The organism is Pseudomonas sp. ME-P-057 (genome assembly GCF_030208975.1).
GTDB lineage: Bacteria > Pseudomonadota > Gammaproteobacteria > Pseudomonadales > Pseudomonadaceae > Aquipseudomonas > Aquipseudomonas lutea.
On record NZ_JARVSX010000001.1, the window covers coordinates 17,373 to 40,572 of the forward strand.

21 protein-coding genes are annotated in these 23,200 nt (G+C 58.9%); 9 read left to right on the plus strand and 12 right to left on the minus strand.

Going from position 1 to position 23,200, the window contains the following annotated elements; all coding sequences use genetic code 11:
• Positions 1-49: 49 nt before the first annotated feature.
• The 6 genes from QRN48_RS00085 to QRN48_RS00110 all read left to right on the plus strand — a co-directional run bounded on the left by QRN48_RS00085 (position 50) and on the right by QRN48_RS00110 (position 6,235).
• Positions 50-1,432, plus strand: coding sequence for a M16 family metallopeptidase (locus QRN48_RS00085; RefSeq protein ID WP_191944273.1), 1,383 nt, complete (start codon positions 50-52; stop codon positions 1,430-1,432).
• A 71-nt stretch (positions 1,433-1,503) separates the two neighbouring features.
• Positions 1,504-2,679: a DUF5924 family protein gene (locus QRN48_RS00090; protein WP_037017136.1), complete on the plus strand. Its 1,176-nt coding sequence runs from the start codon at positions 1,504-1,506 to the stop codon at positions 2,677-2,679.
• A gap of 10 nt (positions 2,680-2,689) precedes the next feature.
• Positions 2,690-3,859 (plus strand): ABC transporter permease, encoded by a 1,170-nt coding sequence (locus QRN48_RS00095; RefSeq protein WP_191944272.1) that lies wholly within the window; start codon positions 2,690-2,692, stop codon positions 3,857-3,859.
• Positions 3,856-4,662 (plus strand): ABC transporter ATP-binding protein, encoded by an 807-nt coding sequence (locus QRN48_RS00100; protein ID WP_191944271.1) that lies wholly within the window; start codon positions 3,856-3,858, stop codon positions 4,660-4,662. The genes QRN48_RS00095 and QRN48_RS00100 overlap by 4 nt, the downstream gene beginning before the upstream one ends.
• Entirely contained in the window at positions 4,662-5,600 is a 939-nt protein-coding gene (locus QRN48_RS00105) for an MlaD family protein (protein WP_037017127.1), read from the plus strand. The genes QRN48_RS00100 and QRN48_RS00105 overlap by 1 nt, the downstream gene beginning before the upstream one ends.
• Positions 5,597-6,235 carry an ABC-type transport auxiliary lipoprotein family protein gene (locus tag QRN48_RS00110; RefSeq protein WP_191944270.1) on the plus strand — a complete coding sequence of 213 codons (639 nt, stop codon included), beginning with the start codon at positions 5,597-5,599 and terminating at the stop codon, positions 6,233-6,235. The genes QRN48_RS00105 and QRN48_RS00110 overlap by 4 nt, the downstream gene beginning before the upstream one ends.
• Here the strand turns inward: QRN48_RS00110 and QRN48_RS00115 are convergent.
• The 6 genes from QRN48_RS00115 to QRN48_RS00140 form a co-directional block, all read right to left on the minus strand.
• Positions 6,208-7,446 (minus strand): spore maturation protein, encoded by a 1,239-nt coding sequence (locus tag QRN48_RS00115; RefSeq protein ID WP_191944269.1) that lies wholly within the window; start codon positions 7,444-7,446, stop codon positions 6,208-6,210. The genes QRN48_RS00110 and QRN48_RS00115 overlap by 28 nt on opposite strands.
• 97 nt (positions 7,447-7,543) lie before the next feature.
• The gene (gltP, locus tag QRN48_RS00120; protein WP_037017120.1) at positions 7,544-8,875 is read right to left on the minus strand and encodes a glutamate/aspartate:proton symporter GltP; all 1,332 of its coding nucleotides are present in this window, start codon (positions 8,873-8,875) and stop codon (positions 7,544-7,546) included.
• A gap of 705 nt (positions 8,876-9,580) precedes the next feature.
• Complete coding sequence (locus QRN48_RS00125) at positions 9,581-10,048, minus strand: inhibitor of vertebrate lysozyme family protein (RefSeq protein WP_285348230.1); 468 nt, start codon at positions 10,046-10,048, stop codon at positions 9,581-9,583.
• Between the two features lie 2 nt (positions 10,049-10,050).
• Positions 10,051-10,215, minus strand: coding sequence for a DUF1328 domain-containing protein (locus QRN48_RS00130; protein WP_002555679.1), 165 nt, complete (start codon positions 10,213-10,215; stop codon positions 10,051-10,053).
• 88 nt (positions 10,216-10,303) lie between these two features.
• Complete coding sequence (locus QRN48_RS00135; protein ID WP_285348233.1) at positions 10,304-10,588, minus strand: hypothetical protein; 285 nt, start codon at positions 10,586-10,588, stop codon at positions 10,304-10,306.
• 270 nt (positions 10,589-10,858) lie between these two features.
• Complete coding sequence (locus QRN48_RS00140; RefSeq protein WP_285348235.1) at positions 10,859-11,713, minus strand: BON domain-containing protein; 855 nt, start codon at positions 11,711-11,713, stop codon at positions 10,859-10,861.
• A 256-nt stretch (positions 11,714-11,969) separates the two neighbouring features.
• On the opposite strand from QRN48_RS00140, the gene algB reads away from it, so the two are divergent.
• Positions 11,970-13,316, plus strand: a complete 1,347-nt coding sequence (algB, locus tag QRN48_RS00145) for a sigma-54-dependent response regulator transcription factor AlgB (protein WP_037017110.1) — start codon at positions 11,970-11,972, stop codon at positions 13,314-13,316.
• A 10-nt stretch (positions 13,317-13,326) separates the two neighbouring features.
• Positions 13,327-15,114 carry a KinB sensor domain-containing domain gene (locus tag QRN48_RS00150; protein ID WP_037017108.1) on the plus strand — a complete coding sequence of 596 codons (1,788 nt, stop codon included), beginning with the start codon at positions 13,327-13,329 and terminating at the stop codon, positions 15,112-15,114.
• 15 nt (positions 15,115-15,129) lie between these two features.
• Here the strand turns inward: QRN48_RS00150 and QRN48_RS00155 are convergent, their stop codons facing one another.
• The 6 genes from QRN48_RS00155 to QRN48_RS00180 all read right to left on the minus strand — a co-directional run bounded on the left by QRN48_RS00155 (position 15,130) and on the right by QRN48_RS00180 (position 22,149).
• Positions 15,130-16,749 carry an EAL domain-containing protein gene (locus QRN48_RS00155; protein WP_191944263.1) on the minus strand — a complete coding sequence of 540 codons (1,620 nt, stop codon included), beginning with the start codon at positions 16,747-16,749 and terminating at the stop codon, positions 15,130-15,132.
• A gap of 93 nt (positions 16,750-16,842) precedes the next feature.
• Positions 16,843-17,619, minus strand: a complete 777-nt coding sequence (locus tag QRN48_RS00160; RefSeq protein WP_191944262.1) for an N-acetylmuramoyl-L-alanine amidase — start codon at positions 17,617-17,619, stop codon at positions 16,843-16,845.
• 99 nt (positions 17,620-17,718) lie between these two features.
• Positions 17,719-19,812 carry a GGDEF domain-containing protein gene (locus QRN48_RS00165; RefSeq protein ID WP_191944261.1) on the minus strand — a complete coding sequence of 698 codons (2,094 nt, stop codon included), beginning with the start codon at positions 19,810-19,812 and terminating at the stop codon, positions 17,719-17,721.
• Positions 19,809-20,690 (minus strand): endonuclease/exonuclease/phosphatase family protein, encoded by an 882-nt coding sequence (locus tag QRN48_RS00170; RefSeq protein WP_037017097.1) that lies wholly within the window; start codon positions 20,688-20,690, stop codon positions 19,809-19,811. The genes QRN48_RS00165 and QRN48_RS00170 overlap by 4 nt, the downstream gene beginning before the upstream one ends.
• 9 nt (positions 20,691-20,699) lie before the next feature.
• Positions 20,700-21,341, minus strand: a complete 642-nt coding sequence (locus tag QRN48_RS00175; RefSeq protein WP_037017094.1) for a thiol:disulfide interchange protein DsbA/DsbL — start codon at positions 21,339-21,341, stop codon at positions 20,700-20,702.
• 190 nt (positions 21,342-21,531) lie between these two features.
• Complete coding sequence (locus QRN48_RS00180) at positions 21,532-22,149, minus strand: c-type cytochrome (RefSeq protein ID WP_191944260.1); 618 nt, start codon at positions 22,147-22,149, stop codon at positions 21,532-21,534.
• A gap of 224 nt (positions 22,150-22,373) precedes the next feature.
• On the opposite strand from QRN48_RS00180, the gene yihA reads away from it, so the two are divergent.
• The gene (yihA, locus tag QRN48_RS00185; RefSeq protein WP_191944259.1) at positions 22,374-23,009 is read left to right on the plus strand and encodes a ribosome biogenesis GTP-binding protein YihA/YsxC; all 636 of its coding nucleotides are present in this window, start codon (positions 22,374-22,376) and stop codon (positions 23,007-23,009) included.
• The last annotated feature ends 191 nt before the right edge of the window (positions 23,010-23,200 follow it).

A 23,200-nucleotide genomic window follows, 5' to 3' on the forward strand; every position in this document is an offset into this window, starting at 1 on the left:
CGGTTGTGAAGTCTGTTACACATACCGGCCCGCAAGGAAGCCCGTTTTGATGCGTCGCCTGCTGTTCGTTTGTTTGTTTCTCACATCCTTCTCTTCGATGGCACTCGACCGGTTTCAGGTCGAGGGCTATGTGCTGCCCAATGGTTTGCAACTGCTGCTCAAGCCGGGGGACAAAGGCCACGTTGCGATTCGTCTTGTGGTGGGCATCGGCTTTGACGACTTCAAGTGCGAGGACAAGGAGTTGCCGCACCTGCTGGAGCATCTGCTTTTCAGTGGGATCGACAACAGCGGGGAAGGCGGCCTTGAGCAGCAGATGCAGGCCCTCGGCGGCGAGTGGAATGCTTTCACCAGCAATACCGACACGACTTTTGTCATCGAGGCCCCAGCCCAGAACCAGCGCAAGGTCCTCGACCTGTTACTCAATTTGCTGACCCATACGCAGCTCAATCAGGCCAACCTGGACACCGCCAAGCGTATTGTTGCTCGTGAGGACGGTGGCCATTATTCACATCTGCAACGCTGGCTGGACAAGCGCGACGTTGGCCACGGGGCCGGTAATCAACTCGCTGTCGAGCTGGGGCTCAAATGCCCGGAGCGGCCTGAGGTTGATCATCTGACCCTGGAGCAGGTCGAGAACATCCACGACAACTGGTACGCCTCCAACAACATGACCCTGATCATCGTCGGAGACCTCGACAAGCTCCTGCCGGCGTATCTGGACCGCACGTTTGGCCAGCTCAACGCTGTCGATCCGACTGAGCATCCTCCCCTCCGCTCGATTTCCGAAAAGGCAGAGCCTGAACGGACATTGGTACGCGGTGCATTGGGCGATGGCGCGAAGCTGCATCTGTTTTTTCCTGAGCCGGACATGGGCGAGCAGCATGACGAAACCTGGGATCTGGTGAAGGCCTATCTGGACTGGGCGCTCTACAGCGAACTGCGTCTGGACAAAGGCTATTCTTACGGCCCGTGGGCTGACCGTGAAGCCTTCGGTGACACCGGATTTCTTAGCCTCAATGCCGACCTGAGCCGTGACGACGTGGACCCGGCCACCGCAGCGGTGCGCGCAATGCTTCAGCGGCTGCGCAAGGAGGGCATGGACCCGGCCACCTTCGCGCGACTGCAGCAGGCGTCGATCGCCAAGCAGGCCTGGACCGTTCAAGGCAACAGCGCGCTGGCCGACTATTACTGGGGAGCCTTGAACGACTACGACGATGGCCGCTTTCAGGATCCGGCCAAGCGCACCCGGGGCGTTAGCCTGGATCTGGCGAACGTGGCGATGCGTCAATTGCTGGCACAACCGGGTTACGTTCGTGTTGAAGAACCATTGCTGAGCTACGACGAGCTCTATGGGATCGGCGTGGTACTGAGCGCAGTGTTAGCGTTGCTGGTCCTCTGGCGCTGGCGCGCCTACAAAAAGCGGCCGCTTTAACGAAACAACCCGGCATGCTGGATTCGTTCAGCGCTGCCTCTCAACCCCAATACCCAGAGTGCCATTCCGAGATGCCAGACATTAACGCCATCATTCAGCACACGCTGGTACAGCGCGTACTGGAGTTCATCAAGCGTTATCCCGGTCTGATCGCGTTTTTCGGATTCTGCTCAGGCATCGGCAGTTTCATTCTGGTCGATCGCCAGGCCAAACTGGCGACGTGGATCGCCGTCATTCTTCTGGTGAGCTGGATTTGGCTGATGGTAGAAAACAGCGCTGTCGCGTTGTTCGCCAAGATGTTCAAACGCGAGATTCCCCAGCCGCTGTTGCGCTACGCAACGCAAATGATTCACCAGGAGAGCCTGTTCTTCGTCCTGCCATTTTTCTTCGTGACCACCACCTGGAACAGTGGCCAACTGGCATTCACCGGGCTGCTGGGTGCAGCTGGCCTGATCTCGATCATCGATCCGCTGTATTACAAATGGCTGGCACCGCGGCGCTGGCTGTTCATGGGGCTGCATACGCTGACGCTGTTCGCGGCGTTGCTCACGGCACTGCCGATCATTGTTCACCTCACCACCGCCGAGAGTTACAAGCTGGCACTGGGCATTGCCATGCTGTTGTCGTTTCCGAGCCTGGCTTCGGGCTACCCGATCAATAACTGGAAGCGCGGCGTCGGCCTGGTAGTGATGACACTGGCAATCGGCGGCGCGGGCTGGCTGCTGCGGTTCTGGGTGCCGCCGGCAACGCTTTGGCTGACCGAGGCCGCGATCAGCACACGCTTCGATAACCAGAACCGAACGCCTGGCGAAAGCATTCAGGAGATCGGGGTCAATCAGTTGCGCAGCGCGGGTCTTTACGCGTACACCTCGATCAACGCACCGCGCGGGCTGAACGAGCGGATTTATCACGTCTGGCGCCACAACGGCGAGGAAATAGAGCGTATTGCTCTAGACATTCGTGGTGGCCGTGAGGAAGGCTATCGGGCCTGGACGCACAAGCAGAATTTTCCGCCGGATGTCCTTGGCAAATGGCAGGTGAGGGTACTGACCGAGGACGGACAAATGATCGGTGTGCTGCGCTTTGAGGTGACTGAACGCGATCAACCTGCGGTCACTCGCAACAAGACCAAGCCGGCAGGTTTGAAACCGGGCACCGACGCCGTGGGACCGGATGACAGCGCTGCCAAAAAACCGGGGAACAGCGCGCCAGCAGAGACCCCATCCGCGCCAGCCGAAACCAACTAAGCTCGTCGCTATGACACTACTGAACACCCCGGCGGCTCCCCCGTCCACGACGGCGGGACGCCTATCAATGGACACGTCCAGCGACCCCGTACGGTTGCGGATCAGCGGAGACTGGACGCTCGCCCACTACCGCGAGCTCAGGCGCCAGAGTGACGCCTTGAGCGCAGGATTCGGGCCCACCACCGATGTGGACATGGACGAGCTCGGCGCGCTGGATACCGCCGGCGCCTCGCTGCTGGTAGAGCTGCTGGGGGCACAGCGCCTGCGACTGCTCGCGGTACAGGCCCCCCATTTGCCGGAATCCAGCCGCGCGCTGATGCAAACCATCCAGAGCGCATTGGCGGACTATTGCAGGCCCGTTCGAGAGCCCGACGCTGCCGTCGGCATGCAGTTGCTGGCGCGGATCGGCGCAGCAGTGGACGTGATCTGGAAGGACACCCTGCAACTACTGGGTTTTATCGGGCTGATCCTGCAAACCTTTGCCTCTATGCTGTTTCGTCCGAGGCGCTGGCGAACCACTTCCGTTATCGCCCACATTGAGCAAATCGGCCTGGACGCTGCGCCCATCGTAGCGCTGCTGACGTTCATGGTCGGCGCCGTCGTGGCTTTTCTCGGCGCCACCGTGCTAAGAGCGTTTGGCGCCACCATTTTCACAGTGGACTTGATCGGGTTTTCGTTCCTGCGCGAGTTCGCGGTGCTGTTGACCGCCATTCTGTTGGCCGGTCGCACCGCCAGTGCTTTCACCGCGCAGATCGGCTCAATGAAGGCCAACGAAGAGCTGGATGCTCTGCAGACCCTGGGGTTGAGTCCTACAGAGCTGCTGGTGCTGCCCCGCGTACTGGCGTTACTCATCTCCCTTCCTATCCTGACGTTCCTCGCGATGATCTGCGGCATCGTTGGCGGTGGCGTGGTGTGCGCGCTGTCACTCGGTATTTCCCCGGCAATGTTTCTGTCGTTAATGCAGGCCGACATCGGGGTGCAGCACTTTCTTGTGGGCATCGCCAAGGCGCCCCTTTTTGCTTTTTTCATCGCCGCCATCGGTTGTCTTGAAGGCTTCAAGGTCGAAGGCAGCGCTGAGTCAGTAGGCGCTCACACCACATCGAGCGTGGTGCAGTCCATTTTTGTAGTGATCGTGCTGGACGCACTGGTGGCAATGTTTTGCATGGAGATCGGCTGGTGACCCGACGTTGCGTACAACCCGTCGAAACGGTGATCGAGGTCCGCGGCCTGAGCAATCGTTTCGGACCGCAAGTGGTGCATGAAAACCTCGACCTGGATCTGTATCGCGGCGAGATACTCGGTGTAGTGGGCGGCTCTGGTGCGGGCAAATCGGTGTTGCTGCGCAGCATCGTCGGCCTGCAACGGCCCGCGGCGGGTAACGTCCGCGTGCTGGGTCAGGACTTGCTGAATCTGCCCGACAAAGCGCGCTCTCAGGTTGAGCGACGTTTCGGCGTACTGTTTCAGAAGGGTGCGCTGTTCTCCTCGCTGACCATTAGTGAGAACGTCGCATTGCCTCTGATCGAGCATGCCGGACTGAGCCGTGAAGAGGCGGAGCACCTGGCCGGGATTAAGATGGCACTGGCCGGGTTGCCTCTTTCAGCCGCGCACAAATACCCGGCGTCCCTATCAGGGGGCATGATCAAACGGGCGGCGCTGGCGCGAGCGTTGGCTCTGGACCCGGACATCCTGTTTCTTGACGAGCCCACCGCCGGACTCGATCCGATTGGCGCAGGCGCGTTCGACCAGTTGATCCTGACCTTGCGCGATGCGTTGGGGTTGAGCGTATTCATGGTCACCCACGATCTCGATACGCTTTATACAATCACCGACCGCGTCGCCGTGCTCGCGCAGAAGCGCGTGCTGGTCGCGGACAGCATCGATCGGGTGTCCGCCACCAAGGACGCCTGGGTTCACGAGTACTTTCACGGACCGCGCGGCCGCTCGGCCTATTCAGCGGCCACCCACCCACACGAGGTCTCATGATGGAAACCCGCGCCCATCACGTTTTGATCGGCCTGTTCACGGTCATCGTGGTCGCCGCTGCCTTGCTGTTCGGCCTGTGGCTGGCCAAGTCCAGTGTCGACTCCGCATTCAAGGACTATCAGGTCGTCTTCAATGAAGCAGTGACCGGGTTGTCCCGCGGCAGCCCGGTGCAATACAGCGGGATCAAGGTCGGCGACGTTGTGCAGTTGCGCCTTGACCCCCAAGACCCACGCCGCGTATTGGCGCAGATCCGCGTCGCCGGTGAAACGCCCATCAAACGCGACACGTTCGCCAAGCTCGCGCTGGCCGGCATCACCGGGACGTCGCTCATCCAGCTCAGCGGGGGCACGCCGCAGAGCGAGGCGCTGAAAGGTGAGGGCGGCAACTTACCGGTGATTATCGCTTCGCCGTCGCCCATTTCACGGTTGCTCAACGACAGTGATGACCTGCTGAGCGGGACCAATACGCTGCTGCACAACGCCAACGCGATGTTTTCCTCCAATAACGTGCAAACCCTGTCACGCACGCTTGAACACCTGGAGCAAACCACCGGGGCCATCGCCGATCAACGCGACGATATTCGTCAGGCGCTGAAGCAGATGACGCTATTGAGCAAGCAGGCCGGCGCAACGCTGGAGCAGACATCCACGCTGATGCGCAATGCCAACCAACTGCTGACCAGCGACGGCAGGCAAACCATGGCCAGCGCCCAACAGACCATGAAGTCCCTTGAGCAAAGCAGCCAGACCATCAATTCGCTGCTCAAGACCAATCAGAATTCGGTAAACGAAGGCCTGCAGGGGCTGGGCGAATTGGGTCCGGCCATTCGAGAGTTACGTGAGACCCTGAGTTCGTTGAAAACCATCTCGCGGAGCCTGAACGCCAATCCCAGTGGTTACCTGCTGGGGAGCGAGAAGAACAAGGAGTTTGAGCCATGAGGTTTGTCGGTCAGTCTTTCACTGCACCGTTGTTGGCGGCGACATTGTTGTCATTGAGCGCCTGCTCCATCCTGCCCGAACAGCCGCCTTCGGATGTTTACCGTTTGCCGGCAGCGCAGTCGGCAAGCAGAGAAGCGACGCCGATGCTGTGGTCGTTGCGGGTAGTGCGGCCCAAGTCGAGCGAAACCCTGGACAGCCCCCGGATCGCAGTCGTGCCTCAGGGCAATATCATCAGCAGCTACAAAGGCGCGCGCTGGAGCGATCCGGCACCGCTGCTGATGCGCAATCGACTGACCGACGCCTTCTATCGTGACGGACGCGTCACGTCGATCAGCACCGATGACAGCAACCTGCAGGCCGACTTTGAATTGGGCGGCGAGCTGCAGGCGTTTCAGAGCGAGTACGTCGGATCGGCAATCGAGGTGGTGATTCGTCTGGATGCAAGACTTGCAGATGACCGTCAGCGGATTGTGGCGAGCCGGCGGTTTGAAGTGCGCCAACCGGTGGCGGACAAGCAAGTACCAGCGGTTGTTTCGGCGTTCGGCCAGGCCAGCGATACGCTGGCAGGCCAAGTGTTGCAGTGGACGGTCGAGCAGGGCCAGCGGCGCTACGTTGCCGAGCCAAAGAACCAGTAGCAGACGGCGATTGCAGCAACGACGCCGGCGAATTCCGCCAGCAGCGCGCAACCTACAGCGTGTCGTGCCCGTTGAATGCCCACAGCGCCGAAATACACCGCCAGAACGTAGAAAGTGGTTTCAGTGCTGCCCTGAATGGTCGCTGCGACGAGTGCAGGGAAGCTGTCGACGCCTTGGGTTTTCATGGTTTCGATCAGCATTGCCCGTGCGGCGCTGCCGGAAAATGGTTTAACCAGTGCAGTCGGCAGCGCATCAACGAAGCGGGTGTCCATGCCCAGCCACTGTATCGCGTGGCGAACGCCTTCCAGGATGAAGTCCAGTGCGCCCGATGCACGCAGCACACCCACCGCGCACAACATCGCAACCAGATACGGCAGCAGATTTTTGGCGACATCGAAGCCTTCTTTTGCCCCTTCAACGAAGGTTTCGTACACCTTGACCTTGCGCAGTGCGCCGATCACCAGAAACAGCATGATGATGCCGAACAGGGTGATGTTGCCCAGCACCGAAGAGAGGCTGGACAGCGCAGCGGCAGACAGCCCAGCCAGCACGGCCATGAAGCCGCCAAGCAGGAGCGCTCCGGGGATGAGGTAAGCGAGCACTACCGGATCCCACAGCTTGAGCCGCTGCATGAACGCCACCGATAACAGCCCGACCAGCGTCGACGCACTGGTCGCGAGCAGTATCGGCAGAAACACCATGGTAGGGTCAGCGGCGCCTTGCTGGGCGCGATACATAAAGATGGTAACCGGCAGCAACGTCAGCGAAGAGGCGTTGAGCACCAGAAAAAGGATTTGTGCATTGCTGGCAATGGTCTTACTGGGATTGAGCTCTTGCAGTGAGCGCATCGCCTTGAGGCCAATGGGCGTGGCAGCGTTGTCCAGGCCCAGTGCGTTGGCGGCGAAGTTGAGGGTGATGAGGCCCAAGGCCGGATGACCGCGGGGCACTTCGGGCATCAGGCGATGAAACAGCGGAGCGAGGACTTTACCGAGCCAGTCGACGATCCCGGCCTTCTCGGCAATGTTGAGAAAACCCAGCCACAGGGTCAGCGTACCGAATAGCAGCACCATGACCTCCACGGACAGCTTGGCCATGGCGAAGATGCTCTCGACCATCGCAGCGAAAACGCCCGCATTTCCCCCGACGAGCCACTGCGCCAGGGCAGAAATCGCCGCGACCACGAAAAACCCGAGCCATAGGCCGTTCAGCATACAAATCCCCTCGCAAGATGCGGCGATGATAACGGTGGGGGAAGAAACAACAAACCCCGGCGGTGGCCAGGGTTTGTTGATTCAGGCTATGCAGCACTCAGTCCAGAGTTGATTGCCCTGCAGGCAGCGGCTCTTTGCTGCGCCAGTGCGGCAACGAGTTCCAGTAGCGTTCGCCCTTGGCGTCGTCATACATGCCCTCCCAGCGGGAGATCACCAGAACGGCAAGTGCGTTGCCGATCACGTTGAGCGCCGTACGGGCCATGTCCATGATCCGGTCGACGCCGGCAATGAACGCCAGTCCTTCCAGCGGGATGCCAACGCTGCCCAGGGTCGCCAAAAGCACCACAAACGACACGCCCGGCACGCCGGCGATGCCCTTGGAGGTCACCATCAAGGTCAGAACAAGCATCAGCTGCTGGCCGATCGACAGGTCGATGCCGTATAGCTGCGCGATGAACAGCGCGGCGATGCTCTGATACAGCGTCGATCCGTCGAGGTTGAAGGAGTATCCAGTCGGCACTACAAAGCTGCTGATGGCCTTGGGAGCGCCATACGCTTCCATCTTCTCGATCACACGTGGCAACACGGTTTCGGAACTGGCGGTGGAATAGGCCAGGACCAGCTCATCCTTGAAGATGCGCATGAGCTTAAGCACCGAAAAGCCAAACAGGCGTGCGATCAGGCCAAGCACCACGAAAGCGAAAAAGGCGATCGCAACGTAAACCAGGATCACCAGCTTGGCCAATGGCAGCAGCGAGGCGAAGCCGAAGTTGGCGACGGTTACAGCGATCAGCGCAAATACGCCAATTGGCGCGTAGTTCATGATCATGTGCGTGACCTTGAACATTGTTTCCGAGACACCCTGGAACACCTTCACCAATGGGTCGCGCACTTCCGCATTCAGGCTCGACAGGCCCAGCCCGAAGAACACAGAGAAGAAGATGATCGGCAGCATGTCCCCACGCGCGACGGCCGCGAATATGTTCGAGGGGATCAGGTTGAGAATGGTCGCAACGAACGCATGGTCATGCTGCACTTCTGCAGTGGTTTTCTGGTACTGGGAAATATCCACGGTTCCCAGCGTGCTCATGTCGATCCCTGTGCCGGGATGGAATACGTTGGCCAGCCCCAAGCCTACGACGATGGCGATCGTGGTAACGACTTCAAAATAGAGGATGGTCTTCAAACCGATGCGTCCCAGTTTTTTCGCATCGCCGACGCCTGCAATGCCCACCACCAGGGACGAGATCACGATAGGGATAACGATCATCTTGATCAGCCGGATGAAGATATCACCCGCCGGCTGCAGGATATTACTGATCCACCAGGCCTTCTCGGTGCTGAAATGGTTGAGGAGGGCGCCGATGGCGATTCCTAGAACCAGGCCAATGAGGATCTGCCAGGCGAGGCTCAGCTTTGCCTTCTTCATGTCATTACCTTGTTGTCGTTGCCGGGACATCCTCCAACCATGCGTCGTCATGAATGTTTATCCAGCTGACGCCGCATTTGCCGTTGGAGCTGTCCAGTGGGATGGCCGCAGTTGAGCATCCGAGCTCTGAGCAGGCGAAAAAGGCGCAACTATTCCCACGCCGACTGGCATCGTCTAATGCCGTAAACGACTACCCTATGCCGAATCGGCATGATGTAAATCAATGACTTAGCAGTATGGCCGCGCTAACAGTCCAATTGCAGATTCAGTTAAAGGGGCTCAGAAGCGGCTACGCCGGCGTCTGCGGCGTAAGACTTCAGCTGCGAAAACAGGTGACGGATTGGTCATCTATGGCAGACGTGGCGTCTATAGAGAACGATTTTGACGCGATGTACGGTCGTAGGACGCAGGAATGGTCGTTGTAGGACTTGAGAGCGAGGAGATTTGGAGCGGAGCGGAATGTGACAGCGCCGAATTTGCGCCTCACAAGTCCACTGCCGGATACGAGCTCAGGCCGTATCGGACGATGGACTTGCGTTGCGGCTTGCCTGACCCGGCCCACGAATGGGAGTACTCCCTGTACACCTAGGCCGCTTCAATCACTCCATTGATCAAAACGCCCCGACCCCTTGGTCATACGCGCACCGTCTTCGGGCTGCGCGTCTATCAGGAAAACCGGTGTTTACAGGTCTTCCATCATTCGAATCAGTACCAGTTCGGATCTTTCTTGAGCTGCTCTTTCAAAAGCCCTTGCATACCCTCATCCGGTTTACCCAGGAAGCGGTAGTCCGCATGACGCGTAGGCGATTTGTCTGCGGGGAGTCCTGCAGGCACTTCCACCAACATCGCGTATGCGTGAGATTTATCCAGACTGAACGCCACGATGAGCCGTTTATTGATGCAGGTTTCTTTGGTTTCGCAAAGTGGCCCCACCAGATACTTGTCACCGTCTTCCGTAACAGCGTTCATCTGCTCTAAGGCGCCAGAGAGGTTGATAACCCAATCGGGTAACCGCTCTTCTTTCTTGACCACGCTCGACCACGTCTCGCGGTAGTCAGGGTCAGCGCTTAACAGCTCATTGACCCGGGACTGCCCGTCGTTAGCAGCCCAAGCTGTAACGCTGGCGCTCGCAAGGAGCGCCAATGCCAGTGCATGGAGGTGCTTGGAGCCCATACTCAGCCTCGGCCGCGACGGCCAAAGAAGAACGACACCACGAACATGACCAGGAAGACTACGAACAGGATCTTGGCAATGCCGGTCGCAGTACCTGCGATACCACCAAAACCAAGGACGGCTGCAACGATAGCGATGATCAGAAATGTGATTGCCCAACTCAACATGGTGACTCTCCTTCAGTTTATTGATTTTCTTGCTACGTCGAGGCGTCGGTATGACCCTCGGGGTAGATCGCGTCTTCGACCCTGAGGATCAGAAAACCCAGCTTTGCTGACGTGGCGCTTCGTCGTTACTCGCAGCCGCGTCATCAACTTGGAGACTCAGCGCAACATCCGACGCTTTCAGCGCGCTGGCCTTTGCATAAGGCGCAGCATGAGCGTGGGAATAATGAGCCTGAGTCACTTCTTGATTTTGATTCCAGTGATTGAATTGCTGAACGACGATAAGCGTGATCATCAGCGCCAAGCTGGCAAACAAACCCTGCTGCATGTGCAGAGGGGAGATACGCAGTTTGTTGGCGAGATGTTGAGCGTTCATTCAGCTGACTCCTGGCAATCTTGTCGGCCGTCTGTCCGGCCCGTGTTGTCAGGAACATTGCACGGCGTGTGCCAGCTTTTTAAGTACCGATAAATCCTTGAAAATCAATAAGTTATGAATAGAAGGAAACCTGGCGCTGCACGCAAGCTGCACGATTGAACATTTGCCATCGTGCGGAATGCACGAATACGCCGACAGCGGGTGGCATCACGAATTCAATCAGCATCGAATTTCGATTGTCGCACCCGCCGTTTGCGCCCGTCCGACGCTCTAGCCCGCACTTCGCGCGGTGACCCGCAGGGTATCGGCGTCAACTCCCTTCACCCCGCGAATGTTGCGTGCGATTTCCACAGCCAGCTCCTTCTCGGCGTAATTGGCGACAACGCCATCGAGCGTCACAACGCCATTCCTGGTCTCGACCTTGATGTTCAAGCCGTCAAGAGTGCGGCTATATATAAGGCTGGATTTCACCTTGCTGGTAATCCACGCGTCACTGAATTCCTCCCGGACGCTATTGGCCTGCAGTTCGCTCTGCTCCTTGATCGCCTGGGTATCACGGGCACTGACACTGATGAGGTTGTTAACCTCAGTCACACCGTCGGTGTTCGTGGCGAGGCTCCCGGCCAGTTGCTTGGCATCCGCATCCTTGGCCTGGCCTTTGAGCGTAACCACGCCCTGGGCCGCGCTCACGTCGATATTCAGAGCTTCCGTTACGCTGTTCCAGAGCAGTTTGGATTTGATGGTGGCCGTAAGCGTAGCGTCATCAAATCGCTGGGCCATGGTGGCTTTAGTGCCAGGGTCGGCTGCCACTTGCGGATCAATCTCCAGCTGATTGTCGACTTTGTTGATGCCTTGAATATCACCTGCAATTTGCGCAGCCAGATCCTTGTCCACCTGGTTTTCGACCTTGCCCTTGAGAATTGCGGTGCCTTGCTCGACATCGACGCTGATCTTGAATGGACTCAAATGGCGATTCAGCGCGAAGGCCGTCCAGATCGAGCCTTCCTGACGCGCTTCGGCCAGTTGGGTTTGCACATCGGCGGCGGCAGCTTGTGCCATGACCGGCGCCAGTCCGAGCAACCCTGCGGCGGCGAGGGCCAGGGTGATTTTCTTCAGTGGGGGCATGGGGGGTCTCCAGGCAATTGCAAAAAGGTACCTCTGGACAGACTTGTCATTTGTCCAGACGTTCTCTATTGAATACCTCTGATCAGTCTCCGGAAGACCCGATCAGCGTCTGAGCAGGGTCGGGGTGCGGATCAGCAACTCAGCTTTTTAAGAAGATCGCTATCATCCAGCGCAAAGAATCAATCAGAATGAACCATGCAACTTGCCCGATCTTTCCGGGACTAACACAGACTATTCATTGAGGAGCGTAGGAAAAATGGAAGCAGCCGCTGAGAATCAGGGCCGTATTCTGCTTGTGGATGATGAATCCGCCATCCTTCGCACCTTCCGTTATTGCCTGGAAGATGAAGGCTACAGCGTAGCCACTGCCAACAGTGCGGCGCAGGCAGAGGCGCTGCTGCAGCGTCAGGTGTTCGATGTGTGTTTTCTGGACCTGCGTCTGGGCGAGGACAATGGGCTGGATGTCCTGGCGCAGATGCGCGTACAGGCGCCATGGATGCGGGTTGTGATCGTTACGGCGCACTCCGCTGTCGACACCGCAGTGGACGCCATTCAGGCAGGCGCGGCTGATTATCTGGTCAAGCCTTGCAGCCCGGATCAGTTGCGTCTGGCCACCGCCAAACAACTCGAAGTTCGCCAGCTGTCCGCTCGACTCGAAGCGCTTGAGGGTGAAGTTCGCAAACCGAAAGATGGCCTGGATTCCCACAGCCCGTCGATGATGGCGATTCTGGAAACAGCACGTCAGGTGGCGAACACAGACGCCAATATTCTCATCCTTGGCGAGTCCGGTACCGGCAAGGGTGAGCTGGCACGGGCCATCCACGGTTGGAGCAAGCGCGCTAAAAAGGCCTGCGTGACCATCAACTGCCCGTCTCTTACCGCCGAGCTGATGGAAAGCGAGCTGTTCGGTCATAGCCGCGGCGCGTTCACCGGCGCCAGCGAGAGCACCCTCGGCAGGGTAAATCAGGCAGACGGCGGGACGTTGTTTCTGGACGAAATCGGCGATTTCCCGCTGACCTTGCAGCCAAAGCTGCTGCGTTTTATTCAGGACAAGGAATACGAGCGCGTCGGCGACCCGGTCACTCGACGCGCTGATGTGCGAATTCTGGCGGCAACCAACCTCAACCTGGAAGACATGGTTCGCGAAGGGCGTTTTCGTGAGGATTTGCTGTATCGCCTGAACGTGATCACCTTGAACTTGCCTCCCTTGCGCGAGCGAAGTGAAGACATTCTGACGCTGGCCGATCGTTTTCTGGCCCGTTTCGTCAAGGAGTATAGCCGCCCCGCACGCGGGTTCAGCGAGCAGGCGCGCAGTGCCTTGCTCAACTATCGCTGGCCCGGAAACATTCGCGAGCTGCGAAACGTAATTGAGCGGGCGAGCATTATCTGCCCTCAGGAAAAAGTCGAGATCACCCATCTGGGTATGGCCGAACAGCCTGTGAACAACGCCCCACGCGTTGGCGCCGCCTTGAGTCTGGATGAGCTGGAAAAAGCCCACATTGGCGCGGTGCTGGCCACGAGCGACACGCTGGATCAGGCGGCACGCACGTTAGGCATCGATGCCTCGACGCTGTATCGCAAACGCAAGCAATACAACCTTTGACAGGGCGTCGATGATGTTTGCGATGAAGTTGCGCACCCGGCTCTTTCTGAGCATATCGGCACTCATCACCGTCGCCCTGCTGGGGTTGGTGTTAGGGCTGGTCAGTGTCATGCAAATGGCGAAATCTCAGGAATCCTCAATTCGGCACAACTTCATCACACTCGATATCGGCCTGAGGCTGCGACAAAACCTGGGTGACCAACTGGTCATGATGCTCAAGGACAATCCCGATCAGGCCGAGCTGCAGCGCAACCAGCAGCAGTTCCAGAGCCTGCTTGATCAAGGGATCGAGCATGATCAGCAGACGGGCGTTCCAAGCGGGTTCGAAACGGCTCGGGTGAATTACGCCCGGTTTATCGAGACAATCACTCAATCCAGCGAACGTGCAGACGCCATACGTGACGATCAGTCCGTAACGGAAGCCTTCAATGTGCTGCGCAACGGGCTGCTCGACGCCCACCGTCAGGCGCTTGAGAACATCAGCCAGGCCGAGAGCGCCTCAAGGTCGCGGGCACTGTGGGTGGCCGCGTTACTGGGCCTGGTTGGCCTGGCAGTGCTGGTGATCGGCTTCATTACGGCCCATGGCATTGCCCGGCGTTTCGGTGGGCCCATCGAGCAATTGGCCAAGGCGGCGGACCGGATCGCCCAAGGGGATTTCGACGTCGCGCTTCCTACCTCATCGTCCGCAGAGATGAACCTGCTTACCCATCGATTCGGGATGATGGCCGACGCACTGCGTCAGCACCAGAAAACCAATGTCGATGAACTGCTTGCCGGCCAGCAGCGTTTGCAGGCGGTCCTGGACAGCATCGATGACGGGTTGCTGATGATTGACCGCCAAGGGCGTCTCGAACACCTCAACCCCGTCGCGCAGCGTCAGTTAGGCTGGGAAGAAAGCCGGCTGGGTCAAGGCCTGGGCGAAGCGCTGCAGCGCCCGGAGCTGGACGAACAGCTGTATCTGGTATTACGCGGCGGGACTCTGGAGCGCGCGCCCGATGATCTTTCAATCGAGATCGATGGCGAAACGCGGCTGCTGACCTATAGCCTCACGCCGGTCAGCCATACCAAGGGTCACATCGTTGGCGCGGTCATGGTGCTGCATGACGTCACTGAGCAACGAGCGTTTGAGCGGGTTCGCAGCGAGTTTGTATTGCGCGCTTCCCATGAGCTGCGCACGCCCGTCACCGGCATGCATATGGCCTTCGGTCTGCTGCAAGAGCGCGTACATTTCGCCCCGGATTCTCGGGAGAAAGACCTGCTCGACACGGTCAATGAAGAAATGCAGCGCCTGATGCAACTGATCAACGACCTGCTCAATTTCTCGCGCTACCAGAACGGCCTGCAAAAGCTGACGCTGGAGCCCTGCGATATCGGAGAATTGCTCGAAGCGGCACGTCAGCGTTTCGCTGATACCGCCCACGACCAGGACGTCATGGTGCTGTTGGAAACCCAGGAGCCGTTGCCACGAGTACAAGCGGACAAAGCGCAGCTAGACCGAGTACTCGACAATCTGCTCGACAATGCACTGCGCCATACGCCCAAGTCCGGCCTGATTCGCCTGCAGGCCAGGCGGCACGGTGAACGATTGATCATTAGCGTGGAAGACAACGGCGAGGGCATCGCTTACGGCCAGCAAGCGCGCATTTTCGAACCGTTTGTCCAAGTGGGACGCAAAAAAGGCGGTGCAGGGCTGGGGCTGGCGCTGTGCAAGGAGATCGTCCAGTTGCACGGCGGACGGATGGGCGTCTATTCACGGCCTGGGCAGGGCACGCAGTTCTATATGGCACTACCGCTTTAACGCCGACTTGAAGACCTAGGCCACATCATCCGTACGGCGGCCGCCGCTGCGCCTGCCACCAATCACCAACTCGATGAACTTGGTCGCAGTCAATGGTCGTGCAAACAGCCAGCCCTGGCCATAAATCACTCCTTCGCTCTTGAGCAGCAGCGCCTGAGACTCGAATTCGATGCCCTCGGCAATCACCTTCAGCTGCAGCGCATGAGCCATGCGGATGATGTGGGGCGCCACGCCGCTGCTGGCTGCATCGTGGCCCAGCGCGTCGATGAATGCCTTGTCGATTTTCAGGCAGTCCACCGGCAGGGTTTGCAGGTAGGCCAGACTGCAGTAGCCGGTTCCAAAGTCATCGATGAGCACTTGGTGCCCCCGGTCGCGTAACGCTTGCAGATGATTACGCGCAACGACGACATCCACGAGGCCGCGCTCGGTCACTTCAAATGCGATCTGTCGCGGTGCCACACGGTGCAGCGCAAGGAGCTTGGCGGTAACCCTGCCGATGCGAGGGGCGATGACATCACAGGCTGCCAGATTCACTGACACGTACAAATGGGGATTTGCCCGCAACAGGTGCCCCAACTGCTCCAGCAGCTGCTGAAGGACGAAGTCGGTGATTTGACGGATCTGCCCGGTGTTCTCCGCCAGCGGAATGAACAGGTCGGGGCTGGTCAGCGTACCGTCGGGTCTGCGCCAGCGCACCAGCGCTTCAGCGCCAACGCACAGCCGGGTGTTGAGATCGAATATTGGCTGATACAAAACCTTCAGCTCGCCTCGACGCAGCGCGCCGTGCAGCTCGCCGCCCAACGATTGCCGCTGACGCACCAGTTGCAGGACGAGAATCCCGATGCACAGGGAAATCAGCAGGCTCGTGGGCACCAACAGCCACCACGCGCCGGTGATCTTCTGTTGCAGGCCACTGCGCGGGGTAATCAGAACGAGCTGATATTCGGGGCTTTGAGTCGGCATCCGGTAGACGAGCTTGTCCTGGGTCGTCATCAACGTTGCGTCAGAGTAGGGAGCCCAGTCGGGGGTAGGGGGCCATTTTTGGGCAGGTCCCAGGACTGGGACCGCTTTGGTGCCATGGTCGAGTAAAACGACCAGGCTGCCCCCTGCGGGTAAATCGACCACGTCCGTGAGGTGCCCGCGGGAGGTCGTTACTCGAAAATCTCCACGACCCAGCATCAATGAAGCGAGGTTATCGTCAGGCTGCGTTGAAGTGTTCAACCAATAGTCGTAGGTGGGGCCGCGAATGTCCGCTGGCCTTGCTTTGCCGATCAGGCTTTGACGGGTCCAGCTTGAGCAGAACTGGCGCTCGGTGACATACGCCACTTCGTAGATAAAGCGGTAGCGGGAATTGACCTGCCTCAACTGCTCGATCATCTCGGGGCTGCAGCCTCGCAAAGGCTGAGCTTCCAGTTGATCGAGCCCGGCCCTGAGCTGACCGAAAAGCTGCTCCAGACGGACGAGAAATCGCTCGCCCTGGGCGTTCATCTGCGCCCGCTCGTCCTGCCGGGCCTGGTGCATTGCCAGGCCAAAACTGCCCACCAGCAAGACGGCCGCGCTCAGCACCGCGGCCAGTAAAGCCAGAAGCCATGGGCGGTAAATGAAAGAGCGCAGTGGCGGCGTCGCCGTGAACATCAACAGTCATCCAGATGGCTTTCGGTTCGAGAAACCTTGAGGTGCGGCAACAAGCGTGGAAATAGCCCGATGAACACAGACAGCTAGGGGAATTTAGTGCCTGAGGTTAAGTACTTGCAGCATAGCTGCACTTTGCAGATCCGGCTCACCGTCAAATTTTTGTGGTCGGTAATGCATTTGAAAGGCTGCCAGCACGTGCCGAGTCGCAATGTCCAGCTCTCCGGTCTGCGGTGTTGGATAACCCAATAGCGCCAATTGCTGCTGGAACCAGACGACACTTGGGACGATACCCATGAATTGGGCCTGGCGCTGGGCCACTTGTTGCTCATCCGGCCATATCCCCAAACCTTCCTGCGCCAGCCGTTTCCAGGGAAACAGCGGCCCCGGATCGAGCTTGCGAAGCGGGGCGATGTCGCTGTGGCCGATAACATGCCGCGGCTCGATATGATTGCGCTTGACGATGTCTTTGAGCAAAACGATGAGCTTCTGGATCTGTGCTTCGCTGTAGGGATACCACAGCCGCCCGGTCGGCGTGTCGCGGTACCCGGGATTGACGATTTCGATGCCGATGCTGCTTGAGTTGAGCCAGGTTCGACCGTCCCACTCACTCTCTCCGGCATGCCACGCGCGCTGAGACTCGTCGACCAGCTTATAGACCGTCGCTGGGCCGTCGCCGATCAGGTAGTGCGCACTGACCTCACCATGGGTCAGCAACTCCAATGAACGGTCCAGCGACGCAGACGTGTAATGGACCACTACAAACTGCGCACGACTGTCGTAGTTCACCGAGGGGTGGCTGGTGTCAAACGCTGGACCACTGCTACACGCGGTCAGCAGCATGAGCAGGATCGGAGCAACAATAAACTTCATGGCGGCACGACGCGTAGGAAATTAATGCAACAGTGTAACGTAACGCCGCGAACGCATTCAAAAACCACATGCATGCGTTCATGCGACCCGTGGACAGCCTCAGCCTTGTTCGATCCGATTGCGGCCCTCATGCTTCGCACGGTAAAGCGCTTGATCCGCGCGTTTTAGCACCCCGTCGCTGCGCTCACCCGGACGGAATAACGTGATCCCCATCGAGACCGTGACCGTCACTCGCTCGCCTTTGAAGTGAAACGGGCACTGCTCGATGCCCTCACGCAGGCGCTCCAACAGTGCCATTCCCTCATCCATCGGCGTGGTGGGCAATAGCAGTACAAATTCTTCACCGCCAAAGCGCGCAATGAAATCCGAAGCCCGCAAACGTTGTCGCAGCTGGCCAGCAATGATCTTGAGAACTTTATCCCCCGCCAAATGGCCGTAACCATCGTTGATGCGCTTGAAGTGATCCAGATCCAGGATGCCGAGCAATAAGCTTGAGGGCTTTCTCTGCAACTGATCGATTTCATGCTCAAGCCGTTCATTCCAGGCCGCCCGGTTTGGCAGGCCTGTCAACGTGTCGATCAATGCTCTTTGCCGTTGCTCTTCCAGATGAGCACGGAAACCCAGTGCTTCCTGCTCCATCGTCGCAACACGGCTGGCGAGGGATTGAAGGCGCGTTGCGACCTCCTGTTCGCGCTGATCACGCTGCTGCTGATGTTCATCCATGGTGCCGATCAGCCCCTCAAGCCGATTCTCCAGAACCTGCTTCAAACTGGTGAGATCCGCTGCTTGCTGCACGCTGGTTTGCAAGTCGTCTACGTGTTCGCGCAGCTGGTGGTCCAGTTGACGCGAGGCAGACTGCTGATCTGCATGGCCTTCGCTGGCGGCCAGCAAGTTGCTCTGAAAAGACTCGAGGCGCTCGTTGAGCTGCTTGAGATAAGCCTCGAATTCATGTTGCCCGCTGTCGGTGATGGCCAGCATCAACACAGCCAGGTCATCAAGAATCGGCAGCAGTTCGTACCAGTTCAGTCCGTGTTCAAGCCGAGCACGCATAGCCTCAGCTTGTGGACGATGATGCTCGGGCAGCGTCAACTCATCGAGCAGGCCCAGGAGCGTTTCTTCGATGTGGGCGGCGACAGAGCTGTAGCTGGGCTCGGGCGACGAGGGCAGCGCATAGGGGCCTTCCTCTTCGGCGGCATTTTCAGGCTCATTGACGTTCAGGTCATCGTCGTCGAGCTGATCGTCACCCGGGTCATCGTCGCCGGCGTCCGTCTCGGCAGTCGCCAGAGCGGGCTCTTCAACCGACGCCGGAACGTCCTGCTCTAACGGTTCGCTTGCTTTTTCAGGCGCAGGCTCTGTCGCGGAGGGTTGAGAAGGGCGGTCTTCGGGGCTGCGCCCTGGATCGGGCGCATCGCCTTCAGGGGCGCTCTCCTGCATGCTCATGGCCACGGGGGGTGAGGCTTCAGCCGGGCTATCGGCGCTGACAGGCTCGGGGGCTTGAGCCGACGAAAGGGCCAGCGGCGCGCTGTCGACAGCCACGCCAGCGTCCTGGGCGGTCGGGGCTCCCTCAATGACCGAGTCAGACGCGGGCACGGCGGGCGAAACGAGCGGGACTGGTTCGGTGATGGCAGCAGGTCGTTCAGCGGTGTGTTCATCATCGCCGGTTGGCTCGCGATGACTGCCGAACAATCGCTGCAATAAACCGGGCCGGGACGCCTCGTCAGGGTGTTCGATCTGGGACAGCGCCTGGCCCTGAAGACCGCTCAACTCGCTCAGCAGGAGCGGCAGCTCGCGTGCCTGAGTAATACGATCCTCAAGACTTTTGGCGAACCGCTTGAGTGGTTTGCTGACTTCCTTTGGCAGCGGCAATGCCTGTAGCTGCGCCACTAGAGAGGTCAACGCGGTGCCCATTTGCTCAACACGCTGTTCCCGACGCTGCTCGGAATCCAGCACGGCTTTTTCCAGCCGCGGAATCAGGGCCGCCAACCCTGCGTCCATATCGTCCTTGCGAACGATTTCGCGCATTTCTTTCATGCACTGATCGACCGCCTTGTCGGCACCTTCGGCCGCCAGGCTGCTGCGCACCAGGCCTCGACGCAGCAAATCGAGCCGCGCGTTCCAGCGCCGCTCCAGTTTGTCTTGCTGCTCGATGCTCTTGAGGTACTTTTCTTTCCAGCGCTGCGCTTCGTCGGTCATTCCACAGGTCCGCGAGGAGATGTGCTTGTTATCGGCAGGGAGTCACCGATTAATGAGGCCGGCAAGCGAATCTCCACCGCGACGGGCAGATGATCGGAGATGGGCTGAGCCAGCACCTGGACCTTTTCAAGGGTCAGAGTGGGGCTCAGAAGAATGTGATCAAGGCACCGCTGCGGGCGCCAGCTTGGAAAGGTCGCTTCGATTTGCGGAGCCAGCAAGCCCAGATCCCGTAGCGGCGAGGTTTCCAGCAGATCAGTGGCATGGGTGTTCATGTCACCCATGAGCACCTGATGCCGGTACCCGCCAATCAGCTCGCGAATGTAAGCCAGCTGCAGCGTTCGGGTCCGGGCGCCGAGCGCGAGGTGCATGACGACCACGACCAAAGCATCAGGACCTTCACCGAAACGAACCAGAATGGCGCCTCGCCCTTTGGGCCCGGGCAACGGGTGATCTTCGATGTCCCAGGGACGCAGTCGGCTGAGCACGCCGTTACTGTGCTGGGCCAGGCGCCCGAGGTTGCGGTTCAGCTGCTGATGCCAGTAGGGAAAGGAGCCGAGTTGAGCGAGGTGTTCGACTTGATTGACGTAGCCTGAGCGGATGCTGCCGCCATCGGCTTCCTGCAACGCGACCAGATCATAATCACGCAGCAGATCGCCGATCTTCTGCAGGTTGCCGGCTCGACCGTTGTGCGGCAGCAAGTGCTGCCAACCCCGGGTCAGGTAGTGCCGATAACGCTCGGTGCTGATGCCGACTTGGATATTGAAGCTGAGCAGGCGAAGCCGGCCGTCCGCCGGCAACCCTGTTTCGAGAAGATGACGCTCATTGATTTTTGCTGCGTGCCGGGCAACGACACGTTCAGTAGTTCCCCAGCGCGCCATGGCCAGCGCTTACTTGGCGGTCAGCGTCGCGCGCTCTTTGGCGATCAATTGATCGGCCACCTGCAGCGCTTGCTCAGGACCACCGGCAGTGCCCAGGTCAAAGCGGTATTTGCCATTGACGATCATGGTCGGAACGCCAGTGATCTCGTACTTCTTGGCCAGTTCCTTGTACTGAGCGATCTTGCCCTTCACAGCGAACGAGTTAAACGTTTCGAGGAACTTGGTCTTGTCGACGCCTTGAGTAGCGACGAATTCGGCCATGTCGTTCGGATCGGTCAGACGCTTGCCGCCTTTCTGAATCGCGTCGAACACGGCAGTGTGAACTTTCTTTTCCACACCCATGGTGTCGAGGGTAATGAAGAGCTGACCGTGGGCGTCCCAAGGGCCACCAAACATGGCAGGAACGCGGATGAAGTGGACGTCAGCGGGAAGTTTTTCGGCCCATGGATTGATGACTGGCTCGAATGCGTAGCAGTGCGGGCAGCCGTACCAGAACATCTCGACAACTTCGATTTTGCCTGGCTCGGAAACAGGAACAGCGCTTTTCAGCTCGACGTACTGTTTGCCGGCTTCGATAGGCTCTGCTGCTTGAGCGGTCAGACCGAACAGGCTGGTAAAAATCAGAGCGGCGCTGAGAATCAGATTACGCATGCTTAACTCCTGGGCATGGAAGGTCACCTCGGTGGACGCAGTTCGACCGGCCGAGGCGATACGAGGTCGCAAGTGTAACGCCTGCGGCCATAAAAAAGAGCAGCCGTTCGCTACCCTTTTTGGCCCGTCCGGGCAGGACTGCGTGGGATTATGTGACAAACCGTGTGCGCAAGACCCGTTGCTCGACCGGTCATTCAAGACCCTGAATGAAAGCTGCCAAGGCTTCGATGTCTCCGTTGCTCAGCTTGGAGGCAATGGTGCGCATGACCTGAGTCTCGCCATCATTGGTCCGCTCTCCATCGCGAAAGGCCGTGAGCTGTTTTTTGATGTACGCGGAATGCTGGCCGCTTAACTGTGGAAACCCCGCGCCCGGAATGCCTGCGCCGTTTGGGGAATGACATCCGATGCAAGCCGGCGTGCCCTGCTCAAGCTTGCCGCCGCGAAAAAGCGCCTCGCCTTGCGCAGCGAGATCGGGGTCAGCCTCGACGGGCTTTGCCTTCTGACCAGCGTAGTAAGCGGCAATGTCAGCAAGGTCACGTTCCGTAAGCGAAACCAGCAGGCCGGTCATCTCCGGCACAACACGCTTGCCGTCGCGGATTTCATGCAACTGCTTGAGCAAATAGCGCTCACCCTGGCCTGCGAGGTTCGGGAAAACAGGCACCAAGCTGTTGCCGTCGGGACCATGACAGGCGCCACATACGACTGTTTTAGACTGGCCGGCAACGGGGTCGGCCGTTGCAGACTCACCTGCCTGCACGAATCCGCTCATGCACAGAATCAACAGCAGGCTCGAAAGAGGTAAGTTCATGGGCTGATCCGATGCGACCAAAGGCGCCGCCTTCGTGACTGCCTGTCGCGCGCGGCTTATCGGTGAAGGTTTTGATGCAAATGCCGGACGCGGTTCGCTTCAGCAGCACCTTTGCGGGGGTGACGAGGCATACATGAAATCTGCGGCATTATATACTCGCGTCCATTGAACGGAAAACGACACCCCGTTGCCGCGCACGCCGCAACGCCCTCACCGGATATCCCATGCAACTCAAAAACCCAATTCTTGGCCTGTGCCAACAAGCCAAGTTCATGCTCAGCGCTGCCAAAGTCGATCAATGCCCGGACGACGAAGGCTTTGAAGTCGCCTTCGCCGGCCGCTCCAACGCGGGCAAGTCCAGCGCGCTGAATACCCTGACTCACGCCAGTCTCGCGCGCACCTCGAAGACACCCGGGCGTACTCAGCTGCTGAATTTCTTCAGCCTGGACGATGACCGCCGTCTGGTCGATTTGCCGGGTTATGGTTACGCAAAGGTGCCTATTCCGCTCAAGCAGCATTGGCAGCGCCACCTCGAAGCGTATCTGGGCAGCCGCGAGAGTCTGAAGGGGTTGATCCTGATGATGGACATTCGCCACCCGATGACCGACTTCGACCTGCTGATGCTCGACTGGGCCATCGCCAGCGGCATGCCGATGCACATTCTGCTGACCAAGGCGGACAAACTGACTTTTGGTGCCGCTAAAAATACACTGCTCAAGGTCCAGTCGGAGATCCATCGTGGCTGGGGCGACACCGTCACCATTCAGCTGTTTTCCGCGCCCAAGCGCATGGGGCTCGAAGAGGCCTACACCGTACTGGCGGACTGGATGGAGCTGGAAGACAAGGCCCCCGCGGCCTGAATCGCGGGCAAAAAAAACCCCGGACTTCATGTGGGGAGGGGAAGTTCGGGGTCTAAGTCCAGCCCCCTCGGAAGGGTTCCGGATATCTGCCAACACTTAACACAACATAGGAGCTTGAATGGCTGCTTGAGCCATTCGCAACCTCAGACCGGGATTAGTCCGCCGAAGTTCAAAACCGGCGGAAATTTAGT

Excerpts from the sequence above, each read along its gene's own strand:
- QRN48_RS00085 (WP_191944273.1), top strand. The coding sequence starts at position 50 with ATGCGTCGCCTGCTGTTCGTTTGTTTGTTTCTCACATCCTTCTCTTCG.
- QRN48_RS00090 (WP_037017136.1), top strand. The coding sequence starts at position 1,504 with ATGCCAGACATTAACGCCATCATTCAGCACACGCTGGTACAGCGCGTA.
- QRN48_RS00095 (WP_191944272.1), top strand. The coding sequence starts at position 2,690 with ATGACACTACTGAACACCCCGGCGGCTCCCCCGTCCACGACGGCGGGA.
- QRN48_RS00105 (WP_037017127.1), top strand. The coding sequence starts at position 4,662 with ATGGAAACCCGCGCCCATCACGTTTTGATCGGCCTGTTCACGGTCATC.
- QRN48_RS00110 (WP_191944270.1), top strand. The coding sequence starts at position 5,597 with ATGAGGTTTGTCGGTCAGTCTTTCACTGCACCGTTGTTGGCGGCGACA.
- QRN48_RS00115 (WP_191944269.1), bottom strand. The coding sequence starts at position 7,446 with ATGCTGAACGGCCTATGGCTCGGGTTTTTCGTGGTCGCGGCGATTTCT.
- gltP (WP_037017120.1), bottom strand. The coding sequence starts at position 8,875 with ATGAAGAAGGCAAAGCTGAGCCTCGCCTGGCAGATCCTCATTGGCCTG.
- QRN48_RS00125 (WP_285348230.1), bottom strand. The coding sequence starts at position 10,048 with ATGGGCTCCAAGCACCTCCATGCACTGGCATTGGCGCTCCTTGCGAGC.
- QRN48_RS00130 (WP_002555679.1), bottom strand. The coding sequence starts at position 10,215 with ATGTTGAGTTGGGCAATCACATTTCTGATCATCGCTATCGTTGCAGCC.
- QRN48_RS00135 (WP_285348233.1), bottom strand. The coding sequence starts at position 10,588 with ATGAACGCTCAACATCTCGCCAACAAACTGCGTATCTCCCCTCTGCAC.
- QRN48_RS00140 (WP_285348235.1), bottom strand. The coding sequence starts at position 11,713 with ATGCCCCCACTGAAGAAAATCACCCTGGCCCTCGCCGCCGCAGGGTTG.
- algB (WP_037017110.1), top strand. The coding sequence starts at position 11,970 with ATGGAAGCAGCCGCTGAGAATCAGGGCCGTATTCTGCTTGTGGATGAT.
- QRN48_RS00150 (WP_037017108.1), top strand. The coding sequence starts at position 13,327 with ATGATGTTTGCGATGAAGTTGCGCACCCGGCTCTTTCTGAGCATATCG.
- QRN48_RS00155 (WP_191944263.1), bottom strand. The coding sequence starts at position 16,749 with ATGTTCACGGCGACGCCGCCACTGCGCTCTTTCATTTACCGCCCATGG.
- QRN48_RS00160 (WP_191944262.1), bottom strand. The coding sequence starts at position 17,619 with ATGAAGTTTATTGTTGCTCCGATCCTGCTCATGCTGCTGACCGCGTGT.
- QRN48_RS00165 (WP_191944261.1), bottom strand. The coding sequence starts at position 19,812 with ATGACCGACGAAGCGCAGCGCTGGAAAGAAAAGTACCTCAAGAGCATC.
- QRN48_RS00170 (WP_037017097.1), bottom strand. The coding sequence starts at position 20,690 with ATGGCGCGCTGGGGAACTACTGAACGTGTCGTTGCCCGGCACGCAGCA.
- QRN48_RS00175 (WP_037017094.1), bottom strand. The coding sequence starts at position 21,341 with ATGCGTAATCTGATTCTCAGCGCCGCTCTGATTTTTACCAGCCTGTTC.
- QRN48_RS00180 (WP_191944260.1), bottom strand. The coding sequence starts at position 22,149 with ATGAACTTACCTCTTTCGAGCCTGCTGTTGATTCTGTGCATGAGCGGA.
- yihA (WP_191944259.1), top strand. The coding sequence starts at position 22,374 with ATGCAACTCAAAAACCCAATTCTTGGCCTGTGCCAACAAGCCAAGTTC.